This is a genomic window from Acinetobacter sp. YH12131, assembly GCF_013418635.1.
GTDB lineage: Bacteria > Pseudomonadota > Gammaproteobacteria > Pseudomonadales > Moraxellaceae > Acinetobacter > Acinetobacter towneri.
In genome coordinates this window covers 479,918-499,765 of the sequence record NZ_VPBQ01000001.1, presented here as the reverse complement: position 1 = coordinate 499,765, position 19,848 = coordinate 479,918, and the positions used below count along the sequence as shown (strand labels likewise).

Annotated in this window: 16 protein-coding genes, 1 tRNA gene and 2 pseudogenes; 6 read left to right on the top strand and 13 right to left on the bottom strand. The window is 34.5% G+C overall.

Annotated features, from left to right (window positions below):
- Positions 1-139: 139 nt before the first annotated feature.
- From FTU66_RS02440 to FTU66_RS02415, 6 genes are all read right to left on the bottom strand, one after another.
- Positions 140-403, bottom strand: a complete 264-nt coding sequence (locus FTU66_RS02440) for a DUF4258 domain-containing protein (protein ID WP_178319137.1) — start codon at positions 401-403, stop codon at positions 140-142.
- Positions 404-415: 12 nt separating this feature from the next.
- Positions 416-1,690: an N-6 DNA methylase gene (locus FTU66_RS02435; RefSeq protein ID WP_168418602.1), complete on the bottom strand. Its 1,275-nt coding sequence runs from the start codon at positions 1,688-1,690 to the stop codon at positions 416-418.
- A gap of 10 nt (positions 1,691-1,700) precedes the next feature.
- Positions 1,701-2,300: a restriction endonuclease subunit S gene (locus FTU66_RS02430; protein ID WP_168418603.1), complete on the bottom strand. Its 600-nt coding sequence runs from the start codon at positions 2,298-2,300 to the stop codon at positions 1,701-1,703.
- Between the two features lie 153 nt (positions 2,301-2,453).
- A complete protein-coding gene (locus tag FTU66_RS02425; protein WP_178319136.1) occupies positions 2,454-3,461 on the bottom strand; it encodes an HNH endonuclease domain-containing protein in 1,008 nt (335 codons plus the stop codon).
- Positions 3,454-4,038, bottom strand: a complete 585-nt coding sequence (locus FTU66_RS02420) for a class I SAM-dependent methyltransferase (protein WP_180112236.1) — start codon at positions 4,036-4,038, stop codon at positions 3,454-3,456. Before FTU66_RS02420 ends, FTU66_RS02425 begins: the two co-directional genes overlap by 8 nt.
- 78 nt (positions 4,039-4,116) lie before the next feature.
- Positions 4,117-5,751: an HNH endonuclease gene (locus FTU66_RS02415; RefSeq protein ID WP_168369582.1), complete on the bottom strand. Its 1,635-nt coding sequence runs from the start codon at positions 5,749-5,751 to the stop codon at positions 4,117-4,119.
- A gap of 585 nt (positions 5,752-6,336) precedes the next feature.
- Between FTU66_RS02415 and FTU66_RS02410 the strand changes: the two genes are divergently transcribed.
- On the top strand, positions 6,337-7,086 hold the full coding sequence (locus tag FTU66_RS02410; RefSeq protein ID WP_180112235.1) for a metallophosphoesterase: 750 nt from the start codon (positions 6,337-6,339) through the stop codon (positions 7,084-7,086).
- Positions 7,087-7,455: 369 nt separating this feature from the next.
- Here the strand turns inward: FTU66_RS02410 and FTU66_RS02405 are convergent, their stop codons facing one another.
- On the bottom strand, positions 7,456-8,151 hold the full coding sequence (locus FTU66_RS02405; RefSeq protein WP_180112234.1) for an IS1 family transposase: 696 nt from the start codon (positions 8,149-8,151) through the stop codon (positions 7,456-7,458).
- A gap of 81 nt (positions 8,152-8,232) precedes the next feature.
- Between FTU66_RS02405 and FTU66_RS02400 the strand changes: the two genes are divergently transcribed.
- Positions 8,233-8,610: a TM2 domain-containing protein gene (locus FTU66_RS02400; RefSeq protein ID WP_178319131.1), complete on the top strand. Its 378-nt coding sequence runs from the start codon at positions 8,233-8,235 to the stop codon at positions 8,608-8,610.
- A 63-nt stretch (positions 8,611-8,673) separates the two neighbouring features.
- Positions 8,674-9,606, top strand: coding sequence for an IS5 family transposase (locus FTU66_RS02395; protein ID WP_180112233.1), 933 nt, complete (start codon positions 8,674-8,676; stop codon positions 9,604-9,606).
- 343 nt (positions 9,607-9,949) lie between these two features.
- On the opposite strand, the gene FTU66_RS02390 is transcribed toward FTU66_RS02395, so the two are convergent.
- The 4 genes from FTU66_RS02390 to FTU66_RS02375 all read right to left on the bottom strand — a co-directional run bounded on the left by FTU66_RS02390 (position 9,950) and on the right by FTU66_RS02375 (position 16,603).
- Entirely contained in the window at positions 9,950-13,354 is a 3,405-nt protein-coding gene (locus tag FTU66_RS02390) for a site-specific integrase (protein ID WP_180112232.1), read from the bottom strand.
- Complete coding sequence (locus FTU66_RS02385; RefSeq protein ID WP_010111316.1) at positions 13,351-15,645, bottom strand: hypothetical protein; 2,295 nt, start codon at positions 15,643-15,645, stop codon at positions 13,351-13,353. The genes FTU66_RS02390 and FTU66_RS02385 overlap by 4 nt, the downstream gene beginning before the upstream one ends.
- A 23-nt stretch (positions 15,646-15,668) precedes the next feature.
- Entirely contained in the window at positions 15,669-16,181 is a 513-nt protein-coding gene (locus tag FTU66_RS02380; protein WP_010111314.1) for a hypothetical protein, read from the bottom strand.
- A 215-nt stretch (positions 16,182-16,396) separates the two neighbouring features.
- Positions 16,397-16,603, bottom strand: a complete 207-nt coding sequence (locus tag FTU66_RS02375; RefSeq protein ID WP_010111312.1) for a helix-turn-helix domain-containing protein — start codon at positions 16,601-16,603, stop codon at positions 16,397-16,399.
- A gap of 721 nt (positions 16,604-17,324) precedes the next feature.
- Between FTU66_RS02375 and FTU66_RS02370 the strand changes: the two are divergent.
- Both FTU66_RS02370 and FTU66_RS02365 read left to right on the top strand, forming a co-directional pair.
- Positions 17,325-17,860, top strand: a pseudogene (locus tag FTU66_RS02370) (IS21 family transposase); the annotation flags it as partial.
- Positions 17,845-18,249, top strand: a pseudogene (locus FTU66_RS02365) (transposase); the annotation flags it as partial. The pseudogenes FTU66_RS02370 and FTU66_RS02365, both read left to right, overlap by 16 nt.
- A 345-nt stretch (positions 18,250-18,594) precedes the next feature.
- Here FTU66_RS02365 and FTU66_RS02360 read toward each other — a convergent pair.
- Both FTU66_RS02360 and FTU66_RS02355 read right to left on the bottom strand, forming a co-directional pair.
- Positions 18,595-18,671 (bottom strand) — tRNA-Ile (locus FTU66_RS02360).
- Between the two features lie 138 nt (positions 18,672-18,809).
- The gene (locus FTU66_RS02355; RefSeq protein ID WP_154320842.1) at positions 18,810-18,953 is read right to left on the bottom strand and encodes a hypothetical protein; all 144 of its coding nucleotides are present in this window, start codon (positions 18,951-18,953) and stop codon (positions 18,810-18,812) included.
- A gap of 306 nt (positions 18,954-19,259) precedes the next feature.
- On the opposite strand from FTU66_RS02355, the gene FTU66_RS02350 reads away from it, so the two are divergent.
- Positions 19,260-19,838: a 1-acyl-sn-glycerol-3-phosphate acyltransferase gene (locus FTU66_RS02350; RefSeq protein ID WP_180112231.1), complete on the top strand. Its 579-nt coding sequence runs from the start codon at positions 19,260-19,262 to the stop codon at positions 19,836-19,838.
- The last annotated feature ends 10 nt before the right edge of the window (positions 19,839-19,848 follow it).

Here is a 19,848-nt window from a genome sequence, read left to right as displayed (position 1 = left end):
AATACCTTACATTTACTCAAACTTATTTTACTTTTGAATAAGCTTTAGTAAATGGCCGGTTTTTTCGCTTAACGACATAAATTGTCGCCAATTATTAATTCAAAAAACTTTCTTATGCTCGAGACTTTTGAACCGCACCTTAATACGCCATATTTCGGCTATCGTAATCATAAGTCGTGAGCAAAGCTTCTCCCTCTGCGACTACAACTACACCACCTTTATCTCTGAGTCGCTTAGCAACTTTCAATTGAGCTTCAAGTTCATGAATTTTCTCATTCAATAATTTACGATTCAGGAACCATCGATCGCCTTGGATGACACCATGATCTAAAGTAAAGTTGATCATGTCTTTGGTAATGCCACGCTGTTGTGATCGTTTTTGAACATGCTTGGTATCGTACATGACAGCTCTCCTTTAAATTTGGCTCAACAACTGATTAAGCTTAACTTTCGCTGCTTGATATTCCTGTTCAAGCATTTCTAATTTCGCTTTCTCTTTCGCTAAATCAAACCTTGTGACTTCAATTTCATTGATAAAATATTTATTGAAACTCAAATTCATGTCTTTTGAACGAATTTCATCTACCGTCACAATCTTACAAATATCAGGATCATCTTGCCCATGGAATACTGACGCAATATGTTTAATCGATTCCTCTGATAGGATAGGACGTAAAACGGTTCGCTGTTTTACATGGTCACTAATATCGATCATTTTGATCCCATCATGCTGTTTTGCTCCCTTATTCAACACCAACAAAACTGTTTCAATTTTGGTATGTTGCATAAAGCCTTTAGGTAACAAAATAATCGTATCAATCCAATCATTTTCTAAAAGCTCAGTTCTCAAAGCGAGATCATAGCCCCCTCGAAACAACCACCCAGATGGAACTTGGATAAACGCTCTCCCTGTATCATTTAACTGATATAAGGCTTGCTGAATCCATGCACTATCTGAGGCATTGGTTGGCATGGCTTTAAATAGTTGTCTTAAATACGGCGTTGTTTTTATTGCATTTGGATTAATTCGTTCTCCAAATGGCGGTGTAGTGACAACTAAATCAACTTCGTTGGACAATTCGTTTTCAGTTAAGGAATCTTGAAGTTGGCAATTCAGTTTTTTACCTGCTAATTTAAAAATTACTTCTGCAATAGCAATCGGTAACTGATTAATATCTCGTAGATAATACTCTTCAGCATTTAACTGCGATGCAACTAAGCCTATACCACATGCCCCATCATAAAAACGCTTAATAGGTTGGCTATCAATAATCGCTAAAACAAGGTTTGCTAAATTTTCATTACTCGTAAAAAACTCATAATAAAATTCATTAGACAATAAGGTTGGCAGCTCATGGGCAAGTGCCTTGCCATATGCTTGTTGGTTATCATAAGCTGAAGAGGCTTCAATAAATGTTCGAGTTAAGATAGAAAATTCAACCTCTTCAACTTTATCAGAGAGTAAGTGATGAACAAACTTTAAGTCAGAATGGTGTAAGAATTTCTGCAATTCTTCTTTTACTTTTGCCTTACTCAACTTCTCGAAGGATGCAGCAAATTCGATATCAACAAAAGAAACATAAGCTGCTAACGTCAGTAATTCAGGAGCATGTTCTGCTTTTTGGAACAGATGCAACGCATCTAAGCTTTGTTTAATACGTGCTTTTAAATCAAATTGATTCGTTTTCATGTTTAACCCCTCACACCATCAATTGCTGTAAACTAGCTTCAACGGCAATAAGCTGTTGCACTTTGAGCTTATCTAGAAGAGTTAAAGCCTCAATATTTGCATAAAAAATAGAAGTGATTAATTTTTGATGTCCTATCTCAGGAATAGAGATTTCTAAATTTTTAAGACCTGCAATAGATAAACTGCGTACAGTCGATCCAATTGCAATCTCGTCCATCAATGCCTGCCCATGACCACTATTAATAAAACTCACTAGTACTTCAGCTAATATCTTCTCTCCACAACGAATCACAAATACATTCGGGGATGCAATACTAGGAATATTCAAGTGATATTCTTTCAATAGGGCTGCACGAAAGTTCGTTCCTCGTGCCATCAGTAGAATGTCTTGATCCTGCAATATATGACCTTCCAAACGGCTTTGCTCGACATAAACCTTTTTCAGCTCACTGTCTTTCAATTTCACTAGCCCATTTTCCGATAGGTTATTTCCAGTTAAGCAAACAACTTCTACAAAGCCTGGTTTTGCCTCTGACATCTCTCGCTGATTTGCAGCACTCAATCCTGATTGAATAGATGCTATATCTATTAATTTCTTCTTATCACCCATATATACCTCCAAGTACGTTTTCAGTCGTATTTTGATTACGATCAATATTTCATTATTCGAATTTAGATCTTTTTTAATACGATGTCAATCGTACTCAAGGTAATATTTTTAAAGAATTATTGGTTAAAATTTAAGAGATTGAAATTTATATTTTTATTTTTTAAAAAATATATAATTATTTTCTCTAGCCTGATTATATGCCCACTCAGCCACCTTATGCGACCGCTCTTTATCCGTCAAAAAACCGAGCACTGATATCCGGTCAACAATAATCAAATTCTGCTCTTCATTTCGCTCCTGCCATTTATGCAAAAACTCATCAGATGCGAGTAGATTACTTTTCTTAGAATTACAGCTTGAATCTGCCAACACGAAGTTATGACCTGTATCTGAGGGATACATAGACCATGGAATGAAATGATCAACGGCGTAATTGCCATTGCGCATCGGTTTATTGCAGTAGAAGCATTTACAGTCCTGTAGCTCGACCAACACATTAGCCACAGCATTTAATTGGTTCCGACTCGGCTCAAACATGAATTGTTCAAGATTCGGCAACTGATTCAAAATAGGTGCATTGCTGCTGTTCTTACGGATATAGTCAATCCAACGTTTCTGGCAAAGCTCTTCGATGATTTCACTGAACTGTCGTAAGCAAAACATGACTTGAGGCAAAAGGATGAGCTGCTTTCCACACCGATCAAGCTGATATAAAAACTCAAAATTTTGACCATTGATATTTTGCAAGTAGCGGACTGGCATGTCTTTTACAGTGCGAGCGACATCTTTAACTAGCTTCAACCACACCAATGAATCTCGTCTTAATAACCCCAAAGAAGAGTAGCTTTGCCGAAGCTGTATAATGCGATTCACAATGGCAGCTTGTTTACCATTGTTCTGATTTAAAATCAGCTGCCCTTCATCATTAAAGGTATAGGGTACCGCTTGCTTCCAATACAGCTCGATAAACTTCTCAGCGATATCCGTATATTCGAGTGATAGACTCTCACCTGAATCTTCACCTTTTTCAATAGCTAATCGGCCTAGGCTAATCAGCAATGCAAATTTATAGGTGCTACTAAAACTACCCGACTGTAAAATCAGCTGAATATTTTTTAGAAATTTAAGTTGTTCTTGTGCAGTAGGAATAAAGTCAGGCATGTTTTTTCCAAAGTACATTCAGCCATTTTTCTTGTCGATCAGGTCGCTGATCTACTGTAATCCACTGTTTTAATACCCTAACCCCATTCAACTGGTCTAACAATTCCTGAGCCTGCTCTTCATTTAAGTCAGTAAATGCTCTACCGCCTTTTACTCTATCTGCTGTTCCATATTTAAAAGACATATAGCACACACCGCCACGGCGTAATGCAGCATGAACACGTTTTAAAACATCAGGGAGTCTATTACGAGCACAATGTAGTAAAGAGGCACATGCCCATACCCCATCATAAACATCGTGCATATCAAGCTCATAAAAACTTTGCTGCTGAACAGCGATACCAGTCAGTTGGCTCGCTCGTTCGACCAATACTTCAGAATAGTCGATAGCATCAACTTGATAGCCTTTATTTTTAAAAGCCAAAGTGTCACGCCCTGAGCCACAGCCTAAATCCAGGATCCGTGCTGAATTTGGCACCTCAGCTAAAAATGGTTGGTATAGGCTTTCCATATCCACATACAACGTGGCTTGTAAAAATTGATCTGCGTATTGGTTGTAATAGTCTATTGTTTTCATATTGGTTGCTTAGGCTAAACACTGACCCCAGTCTACTAAAAAACAAAAAGATAAGGGAGCATTTGCTCCCTTATCTTTTTAGTCAAATAAATCTGCTCTTACTTCTTCCAAAGTACGATCCGACTTGAAACGATTACATATAGGATGAATAATTGCTCCATTTTCTAAAACGCCGTAACCACCTTCTGCTTTCGATTCTCGATGATCTACTTCAGTCGATTTAACGTATAGAGCACTATCACATACTTCGCAATAGCTCCATGTTTTCTTTTCCTCACGTTGATACAGATTTCTTTTGGTAGCGAGTGAAAAATTTAGAGGTTTTTTCTTCTTTGATGGTCTTACTGATTTCACAAAGCTCACAACATTATCAACAATGCTTTCATCATAATCGCCACCAAAACGTTCAAGGTAAAAATCGTTAAAATTAATATAATCAAATGATTGACTCATCGAAAGAATGACGGTGTTCAAACAAACTTCATCTTCAAAATCTAAATCCATATTTAGTCCAATACAGATAAAGGCTTGATACACGTTCTTCAATCGCTCATGTGATCTGATTCCGCTACCAAACTTACCTACAGTTTCTTTGATCGCCACAGGAATTTTTTCAATTAAACTTTCAACACTACGGCGTGCTCGGGTAAAACCAATAAAATCTAACTTCTTATTCTGTATTTCAAAACTGCCTTCTTCAATTTCAAAGACGATAGAGAACCAGGCCAAAAAGGATGTAACTTGAAATCGATTATCTTTATAAAAATATAGTTTCGGGTGTAAACCTAAACTTGGAATTCCAATGCTAATTTCTGGTGTAGCGATACGACACAGCACAACTCTGAGCTTTAGTATTAAATTTTCTACACGCTGACCTTGGTCTATACTGATAGTATTCTGACAAGCATCACCAAACATCATATTTAGGAGTTCATTGACTAGGCCTATTTTTTTACCGTGTGCTAAATCTGGCTCTAAAAGTATCATCTTAAAAAGATGATCGTGAATTTGCTCACCTAAAGCGATTACTTCATTTATCCGCTCGTAATTCAGTTCAGCTAAGTTGGATTTATTATCGTTTATGTAACAACACGCATAAATCACATAAAAAGCATCACTCCCCCTATTCTGTAAATGATACTCCTCATCTGGATCTAACCGTTTCGTATCTGAGTTAATCGAACAAAAGGCTTTCCGAGCCTCCTCAGGTGTCCCAATTACTTCAATAAAATTAATTTTGGTTGATTTTAATTTTTGCTGAAACTCAGAATCACTACATAACTCTTGAAAATCAGCTAATCCACCTAATCGATGACGAATCTGACGAATATCTCGCTTTTGTGACGGCGTGAATTTTGGAGCTCCAACTACCTGCTCATCAATAAAGTATCTTTTGATCCAAGCATAAATGATTGAAATCCTATGCCCACCATCGATGATATAAATATTGCCAGCAGCATCTTTCCAATAGCGAATGCATAAATTGACATTACGATCATTCAAACAATCTAGAATGAACTCCTCAATTTCAGTAGGACTCCAACATTCTGTGGAACGTTGATTATCTGCCTTATATAATTTATCTAGAATTTCATGTTGAGCGAAATCATAAAGTGATAACTCAAAGTTGTTGTGTTGATTTGAGTGCGACATTTCGTCAAGCAACATCATTTTTCTTTGAATAATATTGGTTAATAGCTTAGTACGGGCCATTTTATTTTCTCTAGGCAATACTTCTCTATATCTCGTGTAATTACGAAATTATGAAGTCATTAATTTAAAATTTAAGTAGGTTGTTAGAATTAAAACAGGTGATTAATTCAAAAGTACTTTTTTGCTAGAGATAATAAAAATAGGGATGGGATAATTTTTCATTTGAAGCCTCGTTGATTAATTGTTGTTTGCCAACACCCTTTCCACGAGATGGAGGCAAACCAAATAGGGTGTGGAAATACCGCTCAACGAAACGGCCAGTCAAAGACTGCCCTACTTGGCTTACCATAAAAGCGCCATGTAGACACAAAAGAGCCACTAAAAGCGACTCTTTAGTTCGTTGAGTAACAGGTTTCCACGCCTGGTCACAGATTTTGCTGTAACATCTTTATCTTATTTGCATAAATTCAATTGGTCAAATTTTATGATTAATATTTGATCAATTGATTCAAAAAATTAACTATATTCTTTAAGGGTTATGAATACAGATGAGTATCTTATAATTTATACAACATTTCGTTGATGTAAACTGATTAGAATAAAACTCTATATATTTGAGCAGCGTGATTTAATAAAGGAAGTAGATTGAAACTGCAAATCTTATCAGACACCCACAATTCTCAATATGCTATACTAGATGAAGCTGACGTGATTATTCACGCTGGGGATTTTTCGAATCGCCTGAGTGGTGCTATTGAATTTGCAGAAAAATGTAAAATACTGAATAAGAACTTTATTTTTGTTTTAGGTAATCATGATTATTACTGCTCAAACTACAATTTAGTCGTAGACTTTTTAAGAGAAAATTATCCTCAAAATGCTCTGCTTGATGACAACCATATCAAGATACAGGATAAAATATTTGTTGGCGGTACATTGTTTACGAACTTTCGTTCCAACTCAACTCGTACAACCACTAACGAACTGCAAAAATTTAAAGAAGATGCTGAACAATCTATTTATGATTTTGATCAAATCATGATAAGTAGCGATAATCGAACTATAACAGCTGATGACTACATTGCACTATTTCAACGATATCATCAAAATATTATGCAGTTTAAAGGGCTAGACAATGTAATCGTCATTACCCATTTCCCTCCTCATTTAGCCTGTCTTGATCCGTATTGGGGTAAACATCCTGTTGCATCAGCCCTTAATCCTTATTTTATAAATGACTTGGATGTTAAAGGCTTTAAACTTTGGATTTCAGGGCATACGCATACATCAGTTGATGCTGTAGTCGACGGATGTAGATTATTGATCAATCCTTTAGGCTATCCACAAGAGCAAGGAAAAAATGGGTTTAGAGAAAATTTGATCATCGAAGTTTAAATTGTCATACTCGTATTAAACCAATTCAATCCAACTCTAATGTCAAATTTCCTGTAGGATTGATGATTTAGATTCTACGCCATGAACCAGGAGAAATTCATGTCAATTCATTTAGATTCAGAAGATGATAGAAGGAATAAAATTGCAGATCAAATACTTAAAGATCTACTCGAGATCAATAAACTCCAGCGTATTTCCATTAAAAAAAATGAAAGCAGATCAAAATGGTATTTTCTATGTAGAACAAGAAATCTCAATTGAGGACTTACTCAAGAAGTTCTAAGTTTCTCTCATTAAGATAACATCATAAGCTTTAAGGTATTAAAAACTGGTGGTGTTTCAAAATGTATGCTGATCATTTTAACACCACTATACAAACCCATGATTAATGTAAAAAAATCCAAGATTGAAAGCTTTTACATGATTCAATACCTTCTTTGAAAAACAACAGGTTTTTCTTACTGCTCGTTTAATTCTGTGCCTTAATCGGCAATTATTGCCTTCTATTCCTACCGTATGAAATTTACCTTGATGATCGGGTTTAAATATTTTGATGAAACTTTCCCAGTGATCACTCGACATACAATCATAGGTAATGTTTAACTCTTCAATACGCTTTTTTAACCTTTGTGCTGTAATCGCATCTCTTCCACCCCATACAAATGCAACGATTTCTCCACTGTTTCGATCGTAAACATATTGCAACCAATGTTTACTCTTTTTATCGCCTACAAATGTCCAAAACTCGTCTACTTCTAAGCACTTATAGTGAGTTTGCTTTGGCTTAATTTCATAATTAGACTGTGTTAAAGTTTTAAGAATCTTACCTATACTAAAACTTGTGATTTTTGAAATATCACGGATTCCACAGCATCGAGCCAACATGAACAAAATTTGCTTTACAGCATTTGAATGACAGTCTAAATACGTCAAATTATGATCACCTATAAACTGCCTATTACATTCTTTGCAACAGTAGTTTTGCTTGCCATCGCGTTTAATGCCATTCTTCTTTATACTTGTACTCTGGCATCGAGGACAATGAAGTTCTATTTCGATTTTCACACATTTAAATATAACCGAATTGTGCCTCGTTGCCGCCTTTTTAAGTAAGCATACTTTTTAGAACACCACCAGGTAATTATCATGAATAATGAAACACAGAAGCAAATTTTATTAGAGACGATGATCAATAACCAAAAAAAATCTATCGCTATTGCATATATTCTATTAGTTTTATTCAATATTTTAGGAATTCATAGAATGTATCTAGGTAGATGGCTGTCTGGATTATTAATGTTGGGACTTACAATTTTTACATTTATTTTTCCATTTGTCTCATCTACATTTGATCCTACTATAAGTACTACTTTTATGGGTCTTTTAATTTTCTGGGTGATCCTCGATATTATTCTTATACCTATTATAGCTAAACATCATCAAAAAAAATTAAGAGAAAAATTAAAACGTGAAATTGATGCAAATCCAAGTCTAAATACATTAGATCAGGTACAGTCATCTTAATATCAATAACGGCTTTGTTGCATAAACCTCTGCTAAAAGCTTATTCAGCAATATAATTGCTAGATGAATAAGCCCGCACCTAAAATTTATCGTACAACCAATTGGTCCTCCTACAATCAAGCTTTAATCAATCGAGGAAATATCTCGATCTGGTTTGACCCTGCGACCCAATGGTATGCACAATCAACAGGCAAACCAGGACGAAATCAAACCTATTCCGATTCAGCAATTCAATGCTGCCTCATGATGAAATCTCTATTTCGGCTCTCTTTGCGCATGGAGACAGGCTTTGTTCAAAGCCTTATTAAGCTCTGTGGCTTAAATTGGACCGCACCCGATTATTCCACGCTCTGTAGACGACAAAAGCATATCGATATTTCAATTCGTTATCAAAAAAGCAGTGATGGACTTCATCTACTCATCGACTCTACGGGGTTAAAATTTTTAGGTGAAGGCGAATGGAAGCGTAAGAAACATCAGCCAGAATATCGTCGCCAATGGCGTAAATTACATATTGGGATTGATGCTGAAACCCTGCAAATACGTGCGGTTCAGCTGACGACAAATAATGTCAGCGATTCACAAGTGCTGGGGGATTTACTTGATCAGATCCCTGAAGATGAGCAAATTGATTCGGTCTATACGGATGGGGCTTATGACACGAAACACTGCCGGCAGGTAATTTCCGATCGGCATGCACATGCGGTGATTCCACCCAGAAAAAATGCTAAACCCTGGAAAGATACTAAGCCTCACTCACTAGAGCGCAATGAATTACTTCAAACGGTTAAACATTTAGGCAGGACACTATGGAAAAAATGGTCGAGCTATCATCGTCGCAGTTTGGTGGAAACCAAGATGCATTGCATCAAATTATTGGGGGATAGACTGACTGCAAGACATTTTCAAAGTCAGGTCAATGAAATACATGCACGTGTAGCAGTATTAAATAAATTCACGGAATTAGGTAGACCGCATACCCGAGTTGTCACTTAAATTTGAACGGCTTGGGGGAAATTCGGCTTTTGAATGTTTATGCAACAAAGCCATCAATAACTAAAGAATAATCTTGATTGAATCATTAGGTTTGTTGCTTAATCTGCTAAAAAAAAGCCAGATTCAAATAAACAAAATCCGGCTTAAACCGATTCGATCATCAAGGGTAGAATAATTCGATACTATTAAACATGAGGATTAAAATGCTGATTTTTTTAATTCAACATATGGTTTTAGTCCTCATATTTTTAAGCCCATTTCCTATCTACTACTCTGATTATTTAACATTTTTCGGAAACAAGCCATATCTACTAATCCTCACATAGCGACTACACTAGCAAAACTATGTAATCAAGCCAGAACTCTGCTTCATATTTCTCTGACGATATACACATAGTAAAAATAAAGTGCTAAAGATTTTTTGGCATGAGTTGTCCTTAAAATTCTTATTCTTAATTTCTACATTCACACCTTTTTTACTCTTCGCTTTTTTTAGTTCTACTTCAACTTCCTTCCAAGTTTTGGAAACACTGATTCTTTTATCAAATGCAGATGGATCCACTTTTCCTAGTTTGCCTAAGAACCTACTAAATTCCTGGTAATCTTTTTCACTCTTTATATAAACTTCCATACGTGCATCAATTAATCGTATACGGCGCTGAAAGTAATCAAGTACAAAGCTATCACTCATTAAACAATTGAAACACTGATAATTTTCAACAACTAATAAATTAGCTGTCTTATTCCGGTTTATATGCCTTAATAATCGATCTAGAGCACTTGGGGATTTCTGAACCTTCTTATGTTGAAAGTGACGATTTGCATAGAGTTTTACAGCTATTTTACTCCCTATTGTACTGATTAAAGTATCCTCCTCTCTACCTGATAGAGCGTTCAAAATATGATTGAAGCTTGCCATAAGCTGACGTCTTACCATCATGTCTTGATCTTCTTCGATCACCTCTTGCTCTGCGACATAAGTAATAAAACGATCTGGAAATATCATTTCTTGAATTATTCTCGAGCTTGAATTCAATTTTTCTACAATACTTTTTAGAGTAATTTTTTCTGTCACTTGCGATGTATTTAACTGTTTACTAAATAATTTAACCGGCAATAAAGCTCTGACTATTTTTGCAGATACTTTACTCTCTTCTATACATTGCGCATCAGCAACCAATAATGGTCCAAAATGTAAATAATGATTTACCGTCATTTCAATAGAAGAATGCCCCATAAGATGAGCAAGCTTCCTCCATACATCAGTACGAACATCAGCATGATCTAGACTATAAAGTAGATAGCTTTTAATTTTGTGAACTTGTTCTGGTGAATAATCAGTCCAAGACCTGATCAATGAATCTGTTCCTTTCAAAATTAAGGAAAGATTAGTCGCAGCAGTGTGCCTAAAGCTGTGAAATGAATAGTCGTGTCCTTGGTTCAACAATAACTGATCAAATATCTTCTTAATCAATTGACTCACAGATCGAGGTGAAATACTCCCACCCTCTTCAGAAAAAATCAAACAATCTTTGGCACCTAATGTATTTTGATTAATAGGCACCTTCATTTTTTTGTTAATCAAATGAATAACTGACATTAACTCAGCTTTAGTCAGTAATTGATCCAGGCACATTCCCCGTTTTGCATTAGTGGTTTTAATCTGACGAGTATAATTATTGTGGATAAAAATTTTGCAAATTTCATGTTTTTCATTGATAAAATAATAATGAGGATCGTAACCAATTGTTTTATATTCAAAATTTATCATAGCTAAATCACTTAACTTTAATCCCAAAATTTCATTGAGTCTTAGCCCCGTTCTATACGCAAGGGTACAAATGACTTTAAGTATGTTCTTCTGGTCTTTGGTCAACTGAGTTTGGACAGCTATTAAATTTTTAAATTGATTAAACATTACTGGAGTAACATAGGACGTTCTACACACTTGCAAATCAGTTGATTGCAGTTGATCTAAATAATTAACACGAGGAGCACCAAAATTACGTATTAAGCTATTGTGAAATTTTTTTAGATTACTTACCGCATGCCCATAACTATTATGTTTAATCTCCCTCCCATTTTGTGAATGTTTTCTGTTTTTCTTGCTACGATCGCCAATGGATTTGACAGCCAAAATATGACTGTAGATCTCTTCAAATTCTTCTTCATCTATGGCTTGAAGGTCTAAATCATTACTCACAACATATAGAAAAAGTTCGTCAATAAATGATGATTTATAGGTATCTAAAGAACTCAGCTTAATACCTTTTTTATTTTTACCAGAGTCAATCGATTTTATTTCTTTCAGGCACTCCAAATACCAAGTAATCACCACAATCTGAACACTAACAAGAGCGATATCTTTTGACGAGCTATATTGCTGGGAAGAATAACTGTTTTGAAGCAAGCTAAGATCCTTTGAAAATTCAGCTATAACTTCACTCACACTCACGTTATTAACATCCAAGTTTCTTACTAAACTCTTTTTAATATCTGCGGCACAGTGATAATCAGTATTCAAATTTCGAATCTGCTCCAACTTAGCCTTCTTCAATTCCGTATAGTAAAAATTATCTACAACAGCTTGATTGATGCTCTTTTTTTTAGACGTCTGAGTACTGTGATGTTTATCAATTCCTTCCAGTGCTTTTAAGGATGAATAAGAAAGCGCCGAGTAATTAAAAACTCCCTTAGATAAAGCAATAAGAAAACCATCTAATGTATTTTTCGTTCCAAAATATTGCACGTAATCTAAATGATCAAAAAGCTTATATCTATTCTTTGAAAAAATTTTAATAACAGCATGTTCGTGATCTACATCTTGTAAGCCCGATAAGATTTTTTGATCTAACATTTCCCTATTTAGATTGATTATAGAATCAATCAATTGCACCAATTCTTGATCTACTTGTCTTTTTTCTGGTTGTGTTTCTAACTCAATCTCGTTTACAAGTCGAATCAACATCAAAAAACTCATTGGGGTCAGATAAATTTGTTTAACTTGGTATGATTTTTCATCATAAATTAAATTTGCATAAGACGAATTTTCTAGAGGATAACTATATAAGCAAGCAAATTTTGAAATATCTTTACCATATACAGATACAAGACCACCAGATAATTCAAATGGGGAAACTCTATCATTCGAATATGTTTCCCTCACTGATTTTAAAATTGAGAGCAAATCAGCTCGTGTCCGACATCCACAGTCAAAAATGAGAGCCAATAAGAACTGACGAAGTAGAAATTGTTTTTGTTCGAATGTCGCATACGGATTGAATTTACTTGTCTTAAGCCAATGCGGTAATTGCTTTTGCCAAAAATCATACAGCTTTAGCTTAAAATCATGTAATTCCCTTCCACTCTGCAGTTTAGTTTGCGTAGATTCAATATCTTTGATATTAGGTGGGAAAGAGCTGGTTTGAATCAGTGGTATATCATAATTACCAGCCAACCATTGTATCTTTGATTCAACCTCATGTTTATTTTGAACACATAAATCTGACCAATATTGCCATCCAGCTTTTAACTCATCAGCATCCAATTTTAGTGATTTGAAGTATTTATTAACTTTGGCTCTCGCCTTATATATCTTCTCTTTAATTTTATCGTCAAGCTTAAGCTTTAAATTATGCTCCACAACCTCTTCAACTAGCATATTTGAAATACTTTCAAATATGCTCTTTGCCATAGATTCCAATTCTTGCTTTAATTTTGAAAATCTCTCTAATTTTTCATTATTCATAAAGAAATCCCCACAGATATGAGTTCAAGATCTTTAAAAAGCTTGCTTAAAGCATCCTGAATTTGAGTTTTGTAAGCATATGGCTGTAAAGATGATGATTTAGAAAATCCAATTTCACCTTGTTGATCATGCGCATACCATGACTTGAAAACTGCATCTGGCAAATCAAGGGTATTTCTTACAAAATGTCGAATCCAATTGGGGTATAACGGCCCTATTTCAGGGAAGTTCTGTGCAAGGTAAGAAGCCACATCTTTCTGAGTTAAAGGACTTATTTTTATATTCATGAATCCTGCATTTTTCTTCCAATAATGAAGATAGTAGTTATCCTCACTTTTAGTTAACATCCCTGAATCCATAAGGTCTATAATGAATTTTTCATAAAGCTTTAATTCGTTAGCAAAAAATTCAGTTAGTGGTGAAAAGCGGCCATGACGTCGTGATTGGCTATTTTTATCATGAATGTAGACTATGCCTGTAATGAAGTCATAGTTCTCCTTGATACTCGATGCAGCAATTGCTGGGCGTGCTCCTGAGGATAAAAGACAACAAATCCAAATCCAGACACTGAAAGCATTAAATCGTTCTTCAATTGATTTCTTATCCCTCAATACCTCAATGACCTGGTTGTTCAGTGAATTTAAGAATTTTTTCGCCTGATTAAATGACCAAGCTCGCTGACTTCCTACACGTTCATCACTTTTAGCTTGAATGAATTGAGGACGATCTAGCACATGACTCTCATGTTTATTCTGAAACCAAAGCCATACGTATTTCTCATACGAATCATTTAACTGTTTATAAGAAAAACCACCGTATGCCAGATCAGGTTGATGTGAAACTTGTTTACCAATGAGAAAATTCTTTTGTAAATCATCTTCACAAATTCGATGTAAATGAAATGAAAGCTGCGAGGCGATATGAGTAACAGATAGATTTCCAATACAATAACCAAAGAAACACTCTTTCAAATACTGATTAAAATCGGTGTTTGTATAGCCACTTAGTTGCGCTTTTTTGATTCGATCAATCCACATTGCAGGAATTTGGAATGTCCAACTGGAATGTTTATTCTGCCTATTTCCTTTTTTTGCAATTTCTCCCTCCAACTTTTTATTAACATCGGCATCGACGGTCCATAAATAATAATCACGACCAGAAGAATGTTTTAATTTCTTAATTTCAAAAAAGTAATCAATATATTGAAAGACAACAGCACTCATTCCTGTACATAATGACATTAAGAAACAGGCAGCCATGGCAGATTTTTCTATGTCTTTATTGTTCTGTAGTTCGTCATGTAAGACCTGATAAATAACTTTCAAAAAAGGTGGGTCAATATAATAAACATTACTCACAGTCGGTTCGTGTACATGATCGAGGTATCGACGCAATACTTGATGATCAACAAAAGAGGATACTCTGCGTGTACTCTCATCTTGACTAAAATCATATTCACGTTTTTTTATATCTTCATTTTCATCATCATCATCCTTTGCACGAGCATCCGAATAATCCGAGAAGCCTTCTGTGATCAAAGGTGGGGCAATGAAACTTAAAATAGAAACCTCTGTTTCCTCAAGTGAGGGTTGAGCTTTTTTTCTATTCACCTGTACTTTTTCATCATAGTAGAGATTTTCAACAGCCACCCTATATTCATCTAAATAGCGATTTAATGATTTTTCAATCTGATTATTTTTCTGTGCATTGAAAACTAGACAAGTAGCAATTGTTCGGTCTTTGTGATGTTTAGCATAATTACTAAATTCTTTTTTCGAAAGCTTTAATGGATCAACATCTATAATTGCTCTAAAATAGAAAACAAGATTGGTTAATACATCATCTACACATTTATCAAAGTTTTTACCCACCACTCTAAGTAATAAGTACAATGTATAGTTTATTCGTTGGACTTTTAATTCTGAATCATCAAGCTTCAAAAGCAATCCAGACAAAAACATTACATAATTTAAAATTTCAAAAGTTTTATTATTTATCTCAATTCGAGTACCATTATTTAATTTTTTAGAATTATTGCATAGCATCGAGACACTCAAAAACCCCAATATATGCTTATATTTAGTTCTTTGCTGATATCTGCAAATATTAAAATACAACATCTCACAGCGATCTATTAGAATTTCAAAACTATCTTTATCTATAAAACTCAAATGAAAATCTTGAACATACTCAAAATTTAAAACCGCTATTCTTTCACTATATCCAGAAATTTTTTTCTCAAAATCATTACAATAATTTTCAAGATCTTCCTGATTTAAAATTTCACTCATTTTAATTAACTCCAAAATAACTCTTAATATTCATTGAAATTCTTAGGCAATTTAAAAAATTTCACAAAATCACTTTTATATAATTTCTCATGATTAGAATATCCACGTTTTTTAAACACCTCCTTATTAATATAAAACCTTATTTCCATCTTATCTTTTTGGTTTAAATATTCAAAAATCCTGTTAAACAAATAATTTCTTGATTCCTTCTTAATTGAAGCACTTTTTAAATAATGAAAAAGCTCGAACCAAAAAACATAACTTGTTTGAGCCTCAACCCAAACCTTCTGATCTTGCTTGATCGAATCCGGTAAATAAGCACATGCTGTTTTAAAACATTCAAGATCGTCACTGATTCGTTTTGCAATTGAAGTAAGTATTTGGCCTTGGACCTTCTTTTGCAGGGTTACACTAGAGCCAGTTTGATTAAGTACAGTCTTAAGTATGTCCAATTGAGTTTTTTCAACCACAATCTTCGAGTGACTCGTACTACGATGTTTGACTTTTTGCTTTGATTTTGAATATTTTTTGGACATTATTAACTCCAAATCCTACCCTATAAAAATTTCATTAAGACTTTTTTTGAGCATGACAAGCCTAGAGCCTAAATCTAAATCCAATTTAAGCTGATGATATTTCTTAAAAAATAGGTATATAAATTTTATGGATGAGATAGTATTTCTTGTTATTGTGTGCTTTTTACCTCTAAATAGAGTGAACGCCAATAGCATGAAAAACTATCTCAATTTTTCTAGACTTCTTCTTTGACACAAGCAAATTTATAGACTTCTGCTTTACTCCATCGAAGACTGCGACCATGCCTAATAGGACTTATTGGTCCGTTTTCATACAATGCCCATTTACGTAATGTTTGTTCTGCATACCCTAATAAACGAGCAGCCTCACTAGTAGATAGCAATAATCTATCTTGAGTAATTTGTTTAACTTTATGTTTCATGTTGATTAAGATATCTGGTTTAATACATTTACATAAAACTAAATTTTTTAATTAATTTATATATATATATCTGATTTTTTTATGATCCTATACTACTAAATAAAATTTTAAAAATTAACAAAACAATTATAATATTGATTTATATAAGATATTTTTAAAAAAAGTATGAAACAACAAAAGTCAAACGAGTACCTTCTTAAGGACAGTCAATCACATCTATCTTCAACACCACTCAATTCCGAAGAATTACCACACATAACCACCTTATAAATCTCAATTCATTATCCACTTTCTTATTAAATTTAAAATATCAATCAATAAAATATATAAATTTATAATTTTTAAAAACTAATAAAAAATATTCACAATCTTATTGAGTAAATGAAATTTTATAAAAAAACCATTATATTAAACACATAATTTTAATTATCATTTAGTAATCAGAATTTTTTTGCCATGGTGCTCAAACCAGATTATTTAAAAGTACAATTTCTTAATGAATAAGCTTATACCTAAAATTTATCATACAATTAATTAACCCCATTATGACAACATCTCAATAGGTTAAGTTAATATATCAATTGGGTTTAATTATAATATTTTAGCGGCAGTGTAAAATATCCCTATAACGGCATTTAAAAACTGCCACTAAGTTAATATAGTAGTCATTTGGAACTGCTCAAATATGTTAACTTTGGAGCAAGAAGTTACAGTTTAAACACTGTATAAACAAGGTTTATTTAAGGTAATGAGTTGAGAACTTGCGGAATCTAAAAATACCGTGCGTAAATATTTACAGCAAAAGTCCACACTACAGTATCGGCTTACAACCTAGAATAAGTATTCTTGACTCATATAAACCTTATTTTCTTGAACGCGTAAATACTCCTTATCCTGAATGGATTCCTGCCGTTGTACTCTACCAAGAAATTTTAGAGCTTGGATATCTAGGAAAGGTCAGGATCGATCTTAAGGGAATATCTTGCAACATTATAACCAGTCACCATACTGAAACCCTAAACTGCTCGACTGTGCTAAAAAATATGGCTTTCGCCCCAGCATATGTAAGCGCTACTCTGCACAAATCAAGATAAAGTTGAACGCTTTAATGGATACCTCAAATCAAGCTTTATTGTGTTATTAAAAGCAAGCTTGAAGACTTCGAGTTTACTGTTAGATGTTGATTGTTACCAATGGCCCCCTATTGGCCGGTGGCTGCATGAAACCGCTGTCAATCAGCGGATTCATGCCACTACTGTCAACAACATAGTCAACCGATCATGCAACAACTGTATTAATGGCTCAACCAACACCATCTAACGCGGCTATCGAGTTCTCTAACTGTTCGAACGATCAACTACAGCTTAAAACGCTGGCAGGCACTCTACCGCTATCTGGTTGATGGTAACTTACCAATCAACCTAAGAAGCATTACTTCGTAAGGGATCGAAAATCAGATGTGTCCGTAGGCCTTGGGGCGTAAGAACTGGTTGTTTACTGACTCGCTGCGCAGTTGTAAGTGAGCGGCTAATATGATACGCCTCATTCAGTCAGCAAAGCTGAAGGGATTGGATTCCTATGCCTATTTAAGTGATATGCTAAAAAGGCTGTCAACACATAAAGTGTTCCGACTAGATGAATTATGACCACACTGCTGGAAATCTAACTTAATTAAAAAATAACTATGAGGTTCAGCGGACGCTTACGTAGAAACTTGTAATAAACTGATCTAAAAAATGGGATCATATACATCATAATTCGTATCTCAAAGTATTGACTTAAATTGTGATTAAGCCATGCCAGAATTAGATCGCCTCCATACCCATGTTGTCACTTAAATTTGAGTAACTACAGGAAATTCTATTTTTCAAGTCTTTATACAACAAAACCAGTTAAGAATAATGTTGATTTAAGCTGCTTACCATTTGCTTACTAGAATACAAAAACAAAAAAACCACTTAGGATTAGTACACCTAAGTGGTTGTTTTATATGGTGGGCCCAGACAGACTTGAACTGTCGACCAACGGATTATGAGTCCGCTGCTCTAACCGACTGAGCTATAGGCCCTATAATTGAATTTGTTATATTTCAACAAGTTCAAGCGCAAAGAATACTAGCGAAGATTTTTTAAAAACACAAGCCATTTTCAGAAATTGCTGTATAGATAGTCAGCAGACGAATTTGATTATTATTGAAATATAAAAACTACACCTTCACTTTCCGAAACATTGCCCGATGCAACTTTAAACGCTTCTCTTTACGCACTTCTAAAAACAACTCAAACATTGACCATACCAAGACCAATAACAACACAGTCAATGCCACAAGAAAAGTCGTCAAATAAGCCACTTTAGTATCCTTCCATGATGCGTGGAATAGTGAAATGATGAATAGAATCATAGCTAATTACGACCAAAGTCTAATGATTTACAAATCATTTGAATAGTGCATTTTTGCTCAATTTAAGACTTAATTTCTCTCAATTCATATATTTTTAATATTAAAAACAAAGTATTTAGAGTTAAAACCAATAAAAGATATAACGCTATATCAACTGCATCACTTGAGATTGCTATATTTCAAACAATTTTCTGTTGACTCTTATATAAAACAAGCAGAAATTATGCATTTCCAGATTCATCAGCTGTTACATCTATGTTGAAAAAATTTATAGGCGAATCCGCATTCAAACTTGCAGGATGGCAATATCAGGTAGAACCCAACGTCCTCGAAAATAAACAAGTGATCGTCGGTTTTGAACACACTTCAATGATGGATGCAATCCTCTCGCTTGCTCTATTCCAAATTTATGATATTAAAATTCATACTTTAATCAAAAAAGAGCTTTTTAAAGGGCCACTTAAACCTATTTTAAAAAAAGTCGGCGGCATTCCAGTAGACCGTAAATCTAGTAAAGATATCGTGTCGCAAATGGTCGAGCTTTTTGATCAAAATGAACATTTCAATTTGGTCATCGCACCCGAAGCAACTCGCGCAAAAACAGGTGAAGCCCGCAAGCCAATTCGTACGGGTTTTTGGCATATTGCCAAAGCAGCCAATGTGCCTATCATTTTAATGTATGCCAATTCACAAACCAAACAAGGTGGGATTTTTGGCAAAATCTATCCGACAGATTTAGATCACGATATGGCACTTATCCAACAATTATATAAAGAACAAGTGGGCTTAGATATTGTCATTCCTGAGCCAAAAACAACTCAAAGCAACACTTAAAAAACCTAAA

Bases quoted from the DNA above. Each gene is read 5' to 3' on its own strand.
- FTU66_RS02430 (WP_168418603.1), bottom strand. From the start codon at position 2,300: ATGGGTGATAAGAAGAAATTAATAGATATAGCATCTATTCAATCAGGA.
- FTU66_RS02435 (WP_168418602.1), bottom strand. From the start codon at position 1,690: ATGAAAACGAATCAATTTGATTTAAAAGCACGTATTAAACAAAGCTTA.
- FTU66_RS02440 (WP_178319137.1), bottom strand. From the start codon at position 403: ATGTACGATACCAAGCATGTTCAAAAACGATCACAACAGCGTGGCATT.
- FTU66_RS02420 (WP_180112236.1), bottom strand. From the start codon at position 4,038: ATGAAAACAATAGACTATTACAACCAATACGCAGATCAATTTTTACAA.
- FTU66_RS02385 (WP_010111316.1), bottom strand. From the start codon at position 15,645: ATGAGTGAAATTTTAAATCAGGAAGATCTTGAAAATTATTGTAATGAT.
- FTU66_RS02415 (WP_168369582.1), bottom strand. From the start codon at position 5,751: ATGGCCCGTACTAAGCTATTAACCAATATTATTCAAAGAAAAATGATG.
- FTU66_RS02395 (WP_180112233.1), top strand. From the start codon at position 8,674: ATGAATAAGCCCGCACCTAAAATTTATCGTACAACCAATTGGTCCTCC.
- FTU66_RS02350 (WP_180112231.1), top strand. From the start codon at position 19,260: ATGTTGAAAAAATTTATAGGCGAATCCGCATTCAAACTTGCAGGATGG.
- FTU66_RS02390 (WP_180112232.1), bottom strand. From the start codon at position 13,354: ATGAATAATGAAAAATTAGAGAGATTTTCAAAATTAAAGCAAGAATTG.
- FTU66_RS02425 (WP_178319136.1), bottom strand. From the start codon at position 3,461: ATGCCTGACTTTATTCCTACTGCACAAGAACAACTTAAATTTCTAAAA.
- FTU66_RS02380 (WP_010111314.1), bottom strand. From the start codon at position 16,181: ATGTCCAAAAAATATTCAAAATCAAAGCAAAAAGTCAAACATCGTAGT.
- FTU66_RS02375 (WP_010111312.1), bottom strand. From the start codon at position 16,603: ATGAAACATAAAGTTAAACAAATTACTCAAGATAGATTATTGCTATCT.
- FTU66_RS02400 (WP_178319131.1), top strand. From the start codon at position 8,233: ATGAATAATGAAACACAGAAGCAAATTTTATTAGAGACGATGATCAAT.